Genomic DNA, 13,967 nt, shown 5'->3' with positions numbered 1-13,967 from the left:
CTCGAAGAGGTCCACGGCCGATATGCGAGCCGTGGCGGTAAAGGTCGTGTCGTTCAGTGAATCAGCATGCCGCCGTTCACGTCGAGCGTGATGCCAGTCATGTAGGCAGACAGATCACTGATGAGGAACAGGCACGCGTTGGCAACGTCGGCCGCATCGCCAAGCCGGCCGAGCGGGATGCCCTTGATGATCTCGGTGCGCATCTCGGGCGTGAGCTTGTCGCCGGTAATGTCGGTCTGGATGAGCCCCGGCGTGATGGAATTGACGCGGACATTGTCACCACCGAATTCCCGCGCCATGGCCTTGGCCAGGCCCAGCACGCCCGCCTTTGCGGCGCTGTAGTGCGGGCCGCCGAAGATGCCACCACCGCGCTGTGCGGACACGGACGACATGCACACGATGCTGCCGCGCTTTTGTGCCTTCATGTGCGGCAACACGGCCTGTGACATGTAGAGCGTGCCGCGCAAGTTCACGTCGAGCACGGCATCGAAGTTGCCTGCTTGAATGTCGAGTGTGCGCAGCGGCTGCGTGATGCCCGCGTTGTTGATGAGACCGTCAAGGCGGTCGTATTTGGCGAGTACGGCTTGGACAGCCGCATCGCAAGCGTTGCGATCGGTTACATCGCAAGCAAGGCCGAGGTGGCCTTCACCCAGATCGCGTGCGGCCTGCTCTGCATCTTCCAGCCGCAGATCCAGCACCACCACCAGTGCACCGTGCGCGGCAAGCGTTTTTGCTGTCGCCTTGCCAATACCGCGCGGCGAGGCCGCCCCGGTCACGATCACCACCTTGTTCTCGAGCAACATCGTTGTCTCCTGCCTGTTGGAATCTTGTTGATTGCAGTGTTGTTCCTGCAGGCAATTCGATCAACGCAGTTGGATTCAACTATGGCTGAGAAATTTTCAGATAAGGGCGGGAGGGCTTTGGTGCAACGCACCACGCCGCCGTGGCGGACTAATTCGCCCTTGGCATCTTCAGTTGCCGATCAACCCAGGCAAGGAAACGGGCCACGCGCGGCAAATCCGCATTCTGCGGCGGGAACACGATGTGATGCCCGGCAACCTCGAGCGCGTGCTCATCGCCAAACACCGGCACCAGCCGTCCCTGACCAACCAGGACCGACGCGAGCAGCGTGCTCTCCAACGCCACGCCGAGCCCAAGCGCAGCGGTCTCGAGCGACATGTACGAGCGGTCGAACGCAAAGTCGAACGACACGTGCATGTGCTCGACGCCAACACGCGCGAACCACTGTTGCCACTGCACAAGCGGCGTCTCCGAGCGTATCAACCGATGTGCGAGCAAATCTTCTGGAGAAGGCACCGGATGGTTTTCGAGATACGCGGGCGAGGCTAGCGGAACGATGCGCTCGCCTTGCAGCGTCTTGATCTGGACGTCGCGCCAATGTGCGTGTCCATAACGGATATCGATGTCGTAGAAGCCGCTCGTGAAAGACACGTCCTCGTACGAGCACGACACGTTGAGACGGATATCGCTATGGTCTTGCTGGAACGCAGCCAACCTGGGCAGCAGCCACATCAGACCAAAACTCGGGCTGGAATGCACGCGCAGGATCTCCACATCGGCGCGGCTGGCAGCACGCTCGGTGGCGCGTCCCAAGTCGGCCAGCGCGCCCGTCACGTCGCGCAGGTACTGCTCACCCACCGGCGTCAGTACCAGGCCGCGCCCTTGCCGGAAGAACAAGGGTTGGCCAATCGCCGTCTCCAGGTTGCTGATCTGGTGGCTGACTGCAGAGGCAGTGAGGCCAAGTTCTTCCGATGCCCGATTCACGCTCTTTGTCCGGGCGACGGACTCGAACGCGATGATCGCCTTCATGGGAGGAATGCGCATATGCGACGTCGGTGAGAGTGGCAGAGTGGATGGAGGTGGCCAGCCATCCTACCGCAGTAGTTGAGCACCCCGGTTGTCGACTGTTTTGCTCGATTGCGCCAACTCTCGTCGTCGGATGGCAAAAGGTCCCTTCGCCTTATCCTCGCCAACGAAATCGTTTTCGGGCTTTTGCAACTCACTTTTTACCCACTCGACCAAAGCACGGATCCGACTAAAAAGTCCACCGGCATGGATATATAGGCCAAGCGGCCTACTAGCTCGGCTGCACATGAAGTGATCCAATGACGGAGGCGTTGGCCTGAGCCGCGAACCGATTGACACAGCAGCTTTCGCGCAAGCTGGATTCTGGCGTGCTTGAGTGTCGGGAGAAGCAGATGTAGCTTTATCACAGGGCTTAAGCAACGACGCATGCTGGCGCACGAACCCGGCTGTTCCCGGATTTACGCCGCGGTGAATGGTCGAGGCTTGAGTCTGATCCGCTCTGAAAGGAGGCGGCCATGAAAGCCCAACCCAATCCGAAGCTGAATCATCTGTTGTCCGTGCTTCCTCCTGACGAGTGGTCGAGAATCGCGCCGGAGCTTGTCCTGGTCGACATGCCACTGGGGCATGTCGTTTACGAATCAGGCGATCGACCTGAGTACGTCTACTTTCCCATCACGGCCATCGTTTCCCTGCTCTACGTCATGGAGAATGGCTCGTCGGGAGAAATCGCGATCGTCGGCAACGAGGGGCTGATCGGCATTGCCATCTTCATGGGCGGGGAAACCACGCCCAGCCGCGCCGTGGTCCAAAGTGCGGGAACCGCTTACCGCCTGAGTTCCCGCATGCTCAAACAGGAATTCAGCCGCGCCGGTGCCATGCAGCGTCTGCTGTTGCGCTACACCCAGGCACTCATTACGCAGATGGCGCAAACAGCCGTGTGCAATCGCCACCACTCGATCGACCAGCAGTTGTGTCGTTGGCTGCTGCTGAGCCTCGACCGCCTGCCGTCCAACGAGCTGCGCATGACGCAGGAACTGATCGCCAACATGCTGGGTGTGCGCAGATCCGGCGTCACCGAGGCCGCGTTGAAGCTGCAGACCGCCGGATTGATCCGCTATAGCCACGGGAATATCGAAGTGCTGGACCGGCCGGCCCTCGAACGCCGCGTCTGTGAATGCTATGCCGTGGTCAAACGGGAGTTCGACCGTCTCCTGCCCGCGCTTCAGGCGATCTGACTCCTGCACATCAGGAATCATTGATATCCCACCCCGCCTGATCTGGTCCGCCGCAAAGTTCCGTTTGAACGGTAGCGTACGGACGACACGCGAGAGACACCCCATCATGCGCCTGTGGGCGAAGCATTGGCCCGCGCACAGGACTGCGAGGCGACGCTGCCTGCTGCACGTTCAGTGCATCTGACCGAGTGGCGTCAAATTGAAGACGAATTTCATGATGCTTTGATCTACTGTAAAGGCAGGACTTCCGCGCGCGGCGCGAGCAGGGCCTTACCGCGCACTTCACTCCTGGGCACGACAGCTTGAAATTGCAGGCAGTCCTTTCCGTCTTGCCTTTCATCAGCCCAAGCTCTGTCGCGGTCATCCCGCCTCCAGTATTGCCGCAAGACCTGGAGTACCGATGAAGATTGCACAGATTGCACCACTTGCGGAGCGCTGCCCGCCCAGCCTGTATGGCGGCACGGAGCGCATCGTCTCCTACCTGACCGAAGAACTGGTGCGGCAGGGCCACGAAGTCACGCTGTTCGCAAGCGGGGACTCGGTCACACTTGCCGAACTGGTGCCGTGCTGCGATGTAGCGCTGCGCCTCGGCACGCGCGTGCGCGATCCGTTGCCGTATTACTTGATGATGCTGGACCGGGTCATGGCGCGCGCCAGCAGCTTCGATGTGCTGCATTTCCATATCGACATGATGCAGTTCCCGCTGCTGCGCCGCATGCCGGTGCCGGTGCCAGCTGTGACCACCTTGCATGGCCGCCTGGACCTGCCGGACCTGTTGCCGTTCTACACGCGCTTCCCGCAATTCCCGCTCGTTTCGGTCTCCACTGCGCAGCGCGCGCCGATGCCGCCGGTGAACTGGGCCGGCACCGTGCACCATGGCCTGCCTGCGAACCTACTCACCTGCTGTGCAAATCCACGCGGCGACTACCTGGCATTTCTCGGCCGGATTTCTCCGGAGAAGGGCCCCGACGATGCCATCGAGATTGCAGCACGCGCCGGGCTGCCGCTAAAGATCGCCGCCAAGATCGACGAAGTCGACCGCGCCTACTGGGAAAGCACCATCCGCCCACTGGTGGCGGCGCACCCGAATGTCGAATACCTCGGCGAGATCGACGAGCATGAAAAATCCGCCTTCCTCGGCAATGCGCTCGCGCTGCTGTTCCCCATCGACTGGCCAGAACCGTTCGGGCTGGTGATGATCGAGGCGATGGCGTGTGGCACGCCCGTGATCGCGTTTGCGTGCGGCTCGGTGCCTGAAGTGATCGAGTCCGGCGTCAGCGGCTATATCGTGCGCAGCATCGATGAAGCAGTGGCGGCAGTGCATCGCATTGGCACCTTGCCGCGCGCCGCGGTTCGTGCGGCCTTCGAGGCGCGCTTTACGGCAGATCGGATGACACGTGACTACGTGCGCATCTACCGGAGCCTGACAGAACCCAGCGCCGCGGCGTCGCCGGCAGACCAGCCCGGCGCACCGGCGCTCGCGTGAGTGGAGGAACCTTACCTATGCAATTCGAGCCGTCGAACGAACTACCGGGCAGCGCAACACTGGCCGCCGGGGCAGCCCATGTTGCGCAGTTCTATATCCCGGCGGCGGCCTCGCTGCAGGAGCGCCGGCCTCGCACGCTCAAACACGGAGACACCTTCGCGCTGTTCGACCACAACGGCGATGCCCTCGGTGTGCTGGGCAGTCCGGAAGGGCTGTTCCATTTCGATACCCGGCACCTCTCCTATCTGCGCCTGACCATCGATGGGGCGCGGCCGATGCTGCTGTCCTCCACATTGCGCGACGACAACGCCTCGTTGACCTGCGACCTGACCAATCCTGACCTGTTCGACGAGGACGGCCGCTTGTGGCTGGAGCACGATCTGATCCACCTGCGCAGGTCGCGCTTCCTTTGGAACGGCGCCTGCTATGAGCGGCTGAGCGTGCGCAACTATGACGACGTGTCACGAAGCGTGCGCGTGGATATTGCCTTCGATGCCGACTTTGCCGACCTTTTCGAAGTGCGTGGTACGCGGCGGCTGCGGCGCGGCACGGTGCACACGCCGGATGTCGCGGGTGCTACGGTCACACTGAGCTATACCGGTCTGGACGAGGTGCGGCGCGAGACCCGGCTCGCCTTTGATCCGGCGCCGGCCGAGCTGGGCGGTGGCAGCGCGAGCTTCAACCTGACGCTCGAGCCGTCGTGCTCGCAGGTACTTCGCATGGAGATCCGCTGCGAAGCGATGCAGCCCGAGCCCGTGGAGCCCCAATCCTTCCTCAGCGCACTGCTGCAGTCGCGGCGCGAGTTGCGGCGTGCGACCCGCCGCGCGGCATCCATCACGACCTCCAATGAACTCTTCAATGAAATGGCCCGGCGCAGCGTATCGGACCTGTACATGTTGCTGACCAACACCGAATACGGACCGTATCCGTATGCCGGCATTCCATGGTTCAGCACAGTGTTCGGGCGCGATGCCCTGATTACAGCGCTGCAGACGCTTTGGCTCGACCCCGAAATTGCCCGCGGCGTCCTGCAATACCTTGCCGCGATGCAGGCGAAAACGGTTGACCCACAGGCCGATGCCGAGCCGGGCAAGATCCTGCATGAAATGCGCCATGGCGAAATGGCGAGGCTGGGGGAAGTGCCGTTCGGACTCTACTACGGCAGCGTGGATGCCACGCCGTTGTTCGTGCTGCTGGCCGGCGCCTACCTGCGGCGCACCGGCGATGTCGAAACCATGCGCACGCTGTGGCCGCACATCCGGGCCGCGCTGGACTGGATCAACGACTATGGCGACCGCGATGGCGACCTGTTTGTCGAATATGGCCGACAGTCGCCGGAAGGCCTGATCAACCAGGGCTGGAAAGACAGCCGCGATTCGGTCTTTCATGAAGACGGGCAACTCGCCCCGGGCCCGATTGCGTTGGCCGAGGTGCAGGCCTACACCTATGGTGCCTGGCAGGCTGCAGCGTCGATCAGTGCAGCGCTGGGCGATCACGAGAGCGCAGCGGTCTATGCGGCCAGGGCGGACATGCTGCGTGAGGCTTTCGACGCGCGTTTCTACGACGCGGCATTGGGCACCTACGTGTTGGCGCTGGACGGCGAGAAGCGCCCATGCCGTGTACGTGCATCCAATGCGGGCCACGCCTTGTTTACTGGCATCGCGCTGCCCGAGCGCGCGCCTTCGGTGGTGGCTGCGCTGATGGACAGCAACGCATTCTGCGGCTGGGGCGTCCGTACCGTATGCACCGATGCAGCACGCTTCAATCCGATGAGCTACCACAACGGCTCGGTTTGGCCGCACGACAACGCTCTGATCGCCGCGGGCATGGCACGCTACGGCTACCATCCCGAAGCCAGCCGCATCTTTGAGGGCCTGTTCGCGGCCGCCAGCTACATTGAGCTGCGCCGGCTGCCCGAGCTGTTCTGCGGCTTTTCACGCCAGCGTAGCCAAGGCCCGACGTTCTATCCGGTGGCGTGCTCTCCGCAGGCCTGGGCGGCGGCCGCTCCGCTGCTGCTTTTGCAGGCCTGCCTGGGGCTCGACTTCGACACGCGCGAGCCGGCAATCACCTTCGAGTCTCCGTCGCTGCCGCCCTTCCTTGACGAAGTGGTCTTCCGCAACCTGGCAGTCGGTGAAGGCAGTGCGGATGTGGCGGTGCGCCGCTCCGGCGAGCGTGTGGTGGTCGATGTGCTGAACCGGCAGGGGCCAATCAGAACAATCACTCGAAACTAGCCGAGGGGTGACGGTCATTCGCGAATGACGGACGCGGGTTCTTTTATTGCACCGATCCCAGCGTTCCTGGCGATCAGTTTGTCACCCGCGCCGCGCTGGCCTCGGGGGTCAAGAACACCCCGCAACGCCCATGCCACTGACGAGGTGCCCGTCGCCCAGCACGTAGCGGCACTAATCAATCATGAGATGGCGCATCAAGAGCGCGGGATCCGCGATCTCCAGAATGAGACGACGTAGCACGCGTTTGCGCATGTGTTCTTCATCCAGCACCCACGGTGCGCTGACCTCGCTCAGATGGCGCGAGATCGCATCGTGATGGTCGGCACCTTCCGGAAGACCCAGGCGCGCCGCGAGCAGACCGGCAACGACGTCATCGATTTCAACGTCGAGGGCCTTCGCGTCAATGGTGAGCTGTAGTTTCATCGTGGCGGTTGAACCTGAAAAAGCCGGCACCGCAACAAGAGCGTGCGGCGCCGGAATGCAGTTGCACCGGCCGGCGGACCGGCCAGTCGATGGCAGCGCAACTGCGTGGTTCAGTAGTCCAGTTCAGGAGCCGCCGCTTGCGCGGGCTTCTCTTCCTTCGGCGCATCTGCAATGGTCGCATCCGTGGTCAGGATCAGCCCGGCGACAGACGCGGCGTTCTGCAGCGCGGTGCGCGTGACCTTGGTTGGGTCAACGACGCCCGCTTCCACGAGGTCGCCGTATTCGCCCGTGGCCGCGTTGTAGCCGTAGTTGCCCGTGCCTTCGGACACCTTCGCGATCACGACGGAGGGCTCTTCACCGGCATTGGCGACGATGGCGCGCAGCGGCGCCTCCAGGGCATGCTGCACGATCCGAATGCCGGCATCCTGATCGCTATTCGCACCCTTGAGGTTCAGCACCGCAGAGCGGGCTCGCAGCAACGCTACGCCACCGCCGGGCACGATGCCTTCTTCCACGGCCGCACGCGTTGCGTGCAAGGCATCGTCAACCCGGTCCTTCTTCTCTTTCATTTCGACTTCGGTGGCGGCGCCCACCTTGATGACGGCAACGCCTCCAGCGAGTTTCGCCACGCGCTCTTGCAGCTTCTCGCGGTCGTAGTCGCTCGTCGCTTCGTCGATCTGTACACGGATCGACTTGACGCGGGCGTCGATGCTGGCCTGGTCTCCGGCCCCGTCGATGATGATGGTGTCGTCCTTGCGGACTTCCACGCGCTTGGCTCGGCCAAGATCCTCCAACGTCGCCTTTTGAAGCTGCTTGCCTGTTTCCTCCGAGATGACGGTTGCGCCCGTGAGCACAGCGATGTCTTCGAGCATGGCTTTGCGGCGGTCACCAAATCCCGGCGCCTTGACGGCTGCGACCTTCAGGATGCCGCGCATTGCGTTGACAACGAGCGTGGCCAGCGCTTCGCTCTCGACATCCTCGGCGACGATCAGCAACGGCTTGCCGGCCTTGGACGCGGCTTCGAGGATCGGCAGAAGGTCCCGGATATTCGAGATCTTCTTGTCGTGCAGCAGGATGAGCGCGTCGTCCAGATATGCCGCCTGCTTCTCCGGATCGTTGATGAAGTACGGGCTGACATAACCACGGTCGAACTGCATCCCTTCGACGACGTCCAGCTCATTGTCGAGCGACTTGCCATCCTCGACCGTAATCACGCCCTCCTTGCCGACCTTCTCCATGGCGTCGGCGATGATCTTGCCGATGGCCTCGTCCGAGTTGGCCGAGATGGAACCCACCTGGGCGATTTCGCGGTTGGTCGAAATCGGCTTCGACAGATTCCGAAGCTCGTCGAGCACGGCGCCCACGGCCTTATCGATGCCACGCTTGAGATCCATCGGGTTCATGCCGGCGGCCACATGCTTCATGCCTTCCTGCACGATGGCCTGGGCCAGTACTGTGGCCGTGGTGGTGCCGTCCCCCGCAATGTCTGCGGTCTTGGATGCGACCTGCTTGACCATCTGGGCGCCCATGTTCTCGAAGCGGTCCTTCAGCTCGATTTCCTTGGCGACAGACACGCCGTCCTTGGTGATGGTCGGGGCGCCAAAGCTGCGCTCGATGACGACATTGCGGCCTTTGGGCCCGAGCGTCACCTTCACGGCGTCGGCAAGAACGTTCACGCCCTTGACGATACGGACGCGCGCGCTGTCGTGAAACTTGACGTCTTTTGCACTCATGTTTGTTGTTCCGGGTAAAGTCGTTGACTCAACGCGTCGCGAACGACCGGTCCACTCGCGGTGTCCGCGACCGGCTAGAGGCTTCAGGCAGCTTTGGCTACCGCTTCGGCATGGGTTTCGAGAACGCCCATGACGTCTTCTTCGCGCATGACGAGCAGCTCCTCGCCATCAACCTTGACGGTCTGCCCGGCGTACTTGCCGAACAGCACCTGGTCGCCGACTTTCAATTGGAGTTCGCGCTGCGTGCCGTCCTGGAGCAGGCGGCCGGTGCCGACCGCAATGACTTCACCCTGCTCGGGTTTCTCTGCGGCGGAATCAGGAATCACAATGCCCGAGGCCGTCGTCCGCTGCTGTTCGATTCGTTTGACGATAACCCGGTCGTAGAGGGGACGAATCTTCATTTCCATCTCCTGAGCGATAGATCACCAAAAAAGGAATCCGACTTGCGCACCGTTCTAGCGTGGAGCCCGACGGGCCGGCAAGCCGTGCCAACGCTTGGCGGAAACCAAAATAGAAGCGCACCGCAGCGACTTCAAGAGGCTCGCAAACCGTGAGTATGTAACCAAATGTTTCAAGGCAAAAGGATGCGCCGGACGGCGCCAAGCCGGTAGACCGTACGGCTGCGTCCCTGCCGTTGGCGCGGTACTGGAAGAATCGGACAGGGTGGCGGCCGCCCGCCATCGGGGCCCAGCGTGTCGTCCCGCTCGTCAAGCGCCCGCCACAGGCCACCCTTGACCGGACGGAACAGCCAGCGCAGGTAGCCCTCGTTTGCGGCAAGCTGCATCAGCTCGCCGCGATCGGGCGCGCCATCGATCAGCGCGTCATCCGCCGATGCGCCGTCGTAATCACCGAATGCCTGACGGCACGCCAGCGCTTCACCAGCCGACGCGCCCACCACGTTGCAACCGCGTCGCTCGACGCGCTCCAGATCCCATGCGCCGAGTCGCCAAGCCGCATCGAGTAGCACTTCATCGACAGCTTCGATGCAATGCCACGCGTGCCGGACTTGAATGGCTGAGCCCGGCACGGAGCGAGGTGGAATGTCGATGCCCGGTAACACGAGCGGACTGGCGCGGCGGAATCCGTGCCAATGCAGGATCGCCACGAGCGGCGTATTCAACCGCCTGGCCGCCGTCACGGTCACCGCGACCAACGGCAGACGCACCGCATCCATCTGTTCGTGCACCGCGTTGAAAAGGTCCATGAAACCTCCGAATGATGTATCGAATGGCCTCTTGAAATTTCCGCTTGCTTCCCTATTTTAGGTGTCGTCAATGCAGTCGCAGTTCACGCGCTGCGTGTTTCGATTTGTTTGTCAGTGGGCTTGCCACGGACGGATGACCTGGAGCGCGTAGTTCGGTTCAGTCTCCGTGCGGGCCCCCTTTCAGGAGCCAGCCATGAGCGATTTGTTTTTTGGCACCGATCTGCTGGGCGAATTCGACCGCCTGCACCGGCAGATGGCCAGCCTTTTTGCGGGGGCGCCCGCAAGCCTGCGCGCAACGCGCATCGGCACCTTCCCTCCCATCAACATCGGCAGCACAGACGACTCCGTCGAGATCGTCGCCTTCGCTCCGGGGCTCGACCCCACGCAGATCGATGTCTCGATCGACAAGGGGTTGCTGACCATCAGCGGCGAGCGCAAGCGCCCCGATTTCGAGTTGACCGACGATACGCGCGTCTATGCGGACGAGCGCTTCGTGGGCGCATTCCGCCGCGTGATTGAACTGCCACAGGACGTCGACCCGGAGAAAGTCAGCGCACGTTATGTCAACGGCTGCTTGACCATCAGTGTCGGCAAGTCGGAGGCTTCAAAGCCTCGGCAGATCACCGTGCAAGGCTGAGCCACGCCTTGCACATGAATGACGGAGCACATCATGAACGAGACCACCCAATTGGCTAACCCCGCCCAGACAGGCAATGCATCTGTTGCAAAGCAGCAGGCCGAACAGTCGGCTCAACGTCAGACCACGCTGGCACCGCCAGTCGACATCTTCGAGAACCGCCAGGGCATCACGCTGTATGCCGATCTGCCGGGCGTGCCGCGCGAGAAGCTCGATGTCAGGGTGCAGGACGGCACGCTGACCGTCGACGCAGAATTGATGGTGCCTACGCCGCCCGGCCTGCGTCTGCAGCACGGCGAAGTCCGGCACCCGCATTTCTCGCGCACCTTCGTCCTCAGCCCCGACTTTGACGCCTCGCGCATCGATGCTCAGCTGCGCGACGGGGTGCTAAAGCTGACGATCCCACGCCGGGATGAAGCCAAACCCCGGCGTATCGAGGTCCACGTCGGCTGAGCGGATCGCCCGCAGTGGCTCTGCCCTGGAAGCAGGCGCGTGCTATGCGCGCCTGCACTTGGCATGGCGGCTTGCCGCTAAGTCTCAAGGTATCCGGCGTGGCAAACGTTAAGCAGGCGCATGAGGATCCTGCCGATCGTGCGTGACCCAGATCAGCGCGGCGGTATCAATGCCCAGCGACCTCGCTCGCGCGACAATGGCCTCGCGCTGTGCAGAGCCCAGATGTTTGTCGCGTGCCAACACCCAGCAGTAACCGCGGTCAGGCCCCACCACGAGCGCCCAGCGGTAATCGACGTCGAGCGCGGCCACGTGATAGCCGCCATAGAACGGCCCGAAGAACGAGACCTTCAACGAGCCGACATGGTGGTCGCCCACGAACACCGCTTTGCCGACCGCCTCGCGCCACTCACCCTTGGCAGGATCGAAACCGCGGTTGACCACGCGGACGCTGCCATCGGGCCCGGGCTCATACGTGGCGGAGACATCGGTCAAGCCGCGCTCGAATGCATGATCGAGCCGTGCCAGTTCGTACCAGCGCCCTTGATAGCGCTGTAGATCGAACGGCGTGACGGCGGCGATGCCTTCGGGCGGGCTCGTCGGTGCGCACGCCGCCAGGAACGCCGCACCGGCGAGCAACGGTGCCAGCCATTGCAGGCGCCCCAGTGTGCGTGCGCCATGCAGCGCTACGCGCTTCGCAAGTTCAAACGCTTGTGTCAACGCATCTGCCATACAGCACCCCTATCGTGGTGTCGCCCATTGCGACATGAACTGCAGCACAACGCATCGCGTCTACAGGATATGGCGGAACACACCGCGCATTTCCGCCAATGAAACGGCATTGCATCAGCATGGTTCCGCTGCACCGCAGATGCCGGCTGCCCCGCGCGGTGCATGTCGTGTGCAGGATTTGCGTCAAGAAAATATCGTGCCAGTGTTCCCGCGCGAAGCGCTGCGTCAGTAGACTCCAGAAGCTGACTGTTCATCGCTTGCCCCACTTGTGCGCGTGCACCTTGCAATATGCCTGCCAAATGCACTCAGGTCGTTCGAACCGTGGTCCTTGTCCTGTGCATGCTCGTGAGCGCACAGGCGTTGCCCGATTGTCGCGACACGCTGCACGCGCCGCAACTGTCCGGCAAAGGTGCGCTGTGCCTGTTCGGGTTCTGCCTCTACGATGCGCAGCTATGGAGCGCTGAACTCCCGGCCAGCTATGACGCGCCATTTGCCCTCGAGGTGACGTATCGGCGGGCAATCGAGCGGAACCGACTCATCGAAACCGCCGTCGACGAAATCCGGCGGCTCCAGGCACCTGCCCCGTCCGACGACACCCTGGCGCAATGGCAGCGCGCAATGACGCCGGCCTTCCCCGACGTCAAGCCGGGCGATACCTTGTGCGGCGTGTATCTGCCCGGCCGCGGCGCACGCTTTTACGCCAATGGGCAACTGACGACCGAGGTGGACGATCCCGTCTTCGCGCGCGCATTCTTCGATATCTGGCTGGCACCCGGCACGCGCGCTCCGTCCCTGCGCCGCCAGCTCCTGGGCAAGTCACGCTGATGCACACCCAGCTAGTCGGCATCTCCCGGCGACTGGAAGCCCGGTTGCCCCAACTGACTTGGGAGCTGCGGCACACGCCGGAAGCGCGAAGTGTCGTAACCCATGGCTTCGAAACGACTCAGTGCCGCACGATAGTCGGCATCGCTCATATCGGGGTCGCGCGAGAACACCCAGCCGAGGCTTTTGTCTGGATAGCCCAGCAGGGTCACACGGTATTCGGGGTCGACATACAGCGTCAGCTGCGAGACGTAGATGGGCCAGAACAATCGCACGCGCCACTCGCCGCCGCCACTGCCCGGAACCACCGAATCGACGAACTGCATACGTTTGAACGGCGCATCGAAACTGCCTGGCCGATAGACGTAGGCATCGTCGATACGGCCATCGGGCCGCAGCGCCCATTCGGCATAGCTGCCGACATTGCCGCGCTCTCCAAAGTACGGAATGTTGGCGATGACATACCAGCGCCCCATGTAGCGCGGCAGATCAACCGGCACCGTCTGCAGCGGCACAGCAGCCCGCGGGTTGGGATTCGGCGGTGGGCCGGAGCAGGCAGCGCTGGCAAGGGCCAGCGCGACCACCGCCAGCCAACGTGCCCAACCTGACAGGGTGAGCCTACTGTGGCCTCTTCGATACGTTCTCATCGTGCCCTCCTCTATGCGGTCGCCGGACAGGCCGGCTGGTTTGTCTGCGTGCTGAGTGCCGCGTGGGATGCCGCGTGGCTGGGCATCGTCTTCGTCGCGGTACTGCTGGTGCTTCATCTGCGGCAAGCCCGCCACCCGTACCTGGAATTGCGGCTGGTACTGTGGGTCGTTGCGATCGCGGCGCCATGGGAGACGCTCCTGATCCGCACCGGGCTCATCGCCTATCCGCATGGCGCCCTGTGGGTCGGGCTCGTGCCGCCCTGGCTGCTGGCGCTGTGGGTGCTGTTCGCGATCCAAGTGAATGTCCTCTTTCGTTGGCTGCGCGGCAGGTGGTGGCTGGCAATGCTGCTGGGTGCCATTGCTGGCCCGCTGTCGTTTCGCGCGGGCGCGGCGCTGGGGGCTGCGCACATTCCCGATATGGCTACCACGCTCAGCGTGCTGGCTGTCGGCTGGGCAATATGGATGCCGCTACTGGTGTGGATGGGTGAGCGCAGCGACGGAATCGGCACCCTGCCCTGACTGTCCGCTGACTGTCCCCTG

General features: G+C 62.9%; 15 protein-coding genes. 7 read left to right on the top strand and 8 right to left on the bottom strand.

Annotated elements, in window-relative coordinates; genetic code table 11:
• Nucleotides 1–53: 53 nt before the first annotated feature.
• Nucleotides 54–803 carry an SDR family NAD(P)-dependent oxidoreductase gene (locus R2N16_RS11675; protein ID WP_316665832.1) on the bottom strand — a complete coding sequence of 250 codons (750 nt, stop codon included), beginning with the start codon at nt 801–803 and terminating at the stop codon, nt 54–56.
• A gap of 148 nt (nt 804–951) precedes the next feature.
• Nucleotides 952–1,845 (bottom strand): LysR substrate-binding domain-containing protein, encoded by an 894-nt coding sequence (locus R2N16_RS11670; RefSeq protein ID WP_316665831.1) that lies wholly within the window; start codon nt 1,843–1,845, stop codon nt 952–954.
• Between the two features lie 497 nt (nt 1,846–2,342).
• Between R2N16_RS11670 and R2N16_RS11665 the strand changes: the two genes are divergently transcribed.
• The 3 genes from R2N16_RS11665 (at nt 2,343) to R2N16_RS11655 (ending at nt 6,779) form a co-directional block, all read left to right on the top strand.
• Complete coding sequence (locus tag R2N16_RS11665) at nt 2,343–3,062, top strand: Crp/Fnr family transcriptional regulator (protein ID WP_316665829.1); 720 nt, start codon at nt 2,343–2,345, stop codon at nt 3,060–3,062.
• Nucleotides 3,063–3,462: 400 nt separating this feature from the next.
• Entirely contained in the window at nt 3,463–4,548 is a 1,086-nt protein-coding gene (locus R2N16_RS11660) for a glycosyltransferase family 4 protein (protein ID WP_316665828.1), read from the top strand.
• Nucleotides 4,549–4,565: 17 nt separating this feature from the next.
• Nucleotides 4,566–6,779 carry an amylo-alpha-1,6-glucosidase gene (locus R2N16_RS11655; RefSeq protein WP_316665827.1) on the top strand — a complete coding sequence of 738 codons (2,214 nt, stop codon included), beginning with the start codon at nt 4,566–4,568 and terminating at the stop codon, nt 6,777–6,779.
• A 171-nt stretch (nt 6,780–6,950) separates the two neighbouring features.
• On the opposite strand, the gene R2N16_RS11650 is transcribed toward R2N16_RS11655, so the two are convergent.
• The 4 genes from R2N16_RS11650 to R2N16_RS11635 form a co-directional block, all read right to left on the bottom strand.
• The gene (locus R2N16_RS11650; protein ID WP_316665826.1) at nt 6,951–7,202 is read right to left on the bottom strand and encodes a hypothetical protein; all 252 of its coding nucleotides are present in this window, start codon (nt 7,200–7,202) and stop codon (nt 6,951–6,953) included.
• Nucleotides 7,203–7,312: 110 nt separating this feature from the next.
• On the bottom strand, nt 7,313–8,935 hold the full coding sequence (groL, locus tag R2N16_RS11645; protein ID WP_316665825.1) for a chaperonin GroEL: 1,623 nt from the start codon (nt 8,933–8,935) through the stop codon (nt 7,313–7,315).
• Nucleotides 8,936–9,018: 83 nt separating this feature from the next.
• A complete protein-coding gene (locus R2N16_RS11640; RefSeq protein ID WP_316665824.1) occupies nt 9,019–9,336 on the bottom strand; it encodes a co-chaperone GroES in 318 nt (105 codons plus the stop codon).
• 170 nt (nt 9,337–9,506) lie between these two features.
• A complete protein-coding gene (locus R2N16_RS11635) occupies nt 9,507–10,139 on the bottom strand; it encodes a diguanylate cyclase (RefSeq protein ID WP_316665823.1) in 633 nt (210 codons plus the stop codon).
• A 193-nt stretch (nt 10,140–10,332) separates the two neighbouring features.
• On the opposite strand from R2N16_RS11635, the gene R2N16_RS11630 reads away from it, so the two are divergent.
• Entirely contained in the window at nt 10,333–10,776 is a 444-nt protein-coding gene (locus R2N16_RS11630) for an Hsp20/alpha crystallin family protein (RefSeq protein ID WP_316665822.1), read from the top strand.
• 33 nt (nt 10,777–10,809) lie between these two features.
• The gene (locus R2N16_RS11625; RefSeq protein ID WP_316665821.1) at nt 10,810–11,229 is read left to right on the top strand and encodes an Hsp20/alpha crystallin family protein; all 420 of its coding nucleotides are present in this window, start codon (nt 10,810–10,812) and stop codon (nt 11,227–11,229) included.
• A gap of 108 nt (nt 11,230–11,337) precedes the next feature.
• Here R2N16_RS11625 and R2N16_RS11620 read toward each other — a convergent pair whose 3' ends face one another.
• The gene (locus R2N16_RS11620) at nt 11,338–11,958 is read right to left on the bottom strand and encodes a lipocalin family protein (RefSeq protein ID WP_316665820.1); all 621 of its coding nucleotides are present in this window, start codon (nt 11,956–11,958) and stop codon (nt 11,338–11,340) included.
• Nucleotides 11,959–12,297: 339 nt separating this feature from the next.
• Between R2N16_RS11620 and R2N16_RS11615 the strand changes: the two genes are divergently transcribed.
• Nucleotides 12,298–12,783 (top strand): chalcone isomerase family protein, encoded by a 486-nt coding sequence (locus R2N16_RS11615; protein ID WP_316665819.1) that lies wholly within the window; start codon nt 12,298–12,300, stop codon nt 12,781–12,783.
• 11 nt (nt 12,784–12,794) lie between these two features.
• Here the strand turns inward: R2N16_RS11615 and R2N16_RS11610 are convergent, their stop codons facing one another.
• Nucleotides 12,795–13,427 (bottom strand): lipocalin family protein, encoded by a 633-nt coding sequence (locus R2N16_RS11610; protein ID WP_316665818.1) that lies wholly within the window; start codon nt 13,425–13,427, stop codon nt 12,795–12,797.
• Here R2N16_RS11610 and R2N16_RS11605 point away from each other — a divergent pair.
• Nucleotides 13,404–13,946, top strand: a complete 543-nt coding sequence (locus tag R2N16_RS11605) for a DUF2878 domain-containing protein (protein ID WP_316665817.1) — start codon at nt 13,404–13,406, stop codon at nt 13,944–13,946. The genes R2N16_RS11610 and R2N16_RS11605 overlap by 24 nt on opposite strands.
• Nucleotides 13,947–13,967 lie beyond the last annotated feature (21 nt).

The sequence above is a fragment of the Ralstonia psammae genome, assembly GCF_958405935.1.
In the GTDB taxonomy this organism is placed as follows: domain Bacteria; phylum Pseudomonadota; class Gammaproteobacteria; order Burkholderiales; family Burkholderiaceae; genus Ralstonia; species Ralstonia psammae.
The sequence above is the reverse complement of the archived record's forward strand: the minus strand, read 5'-3'. Positions and strand labels throughout refer to the sequence as shown.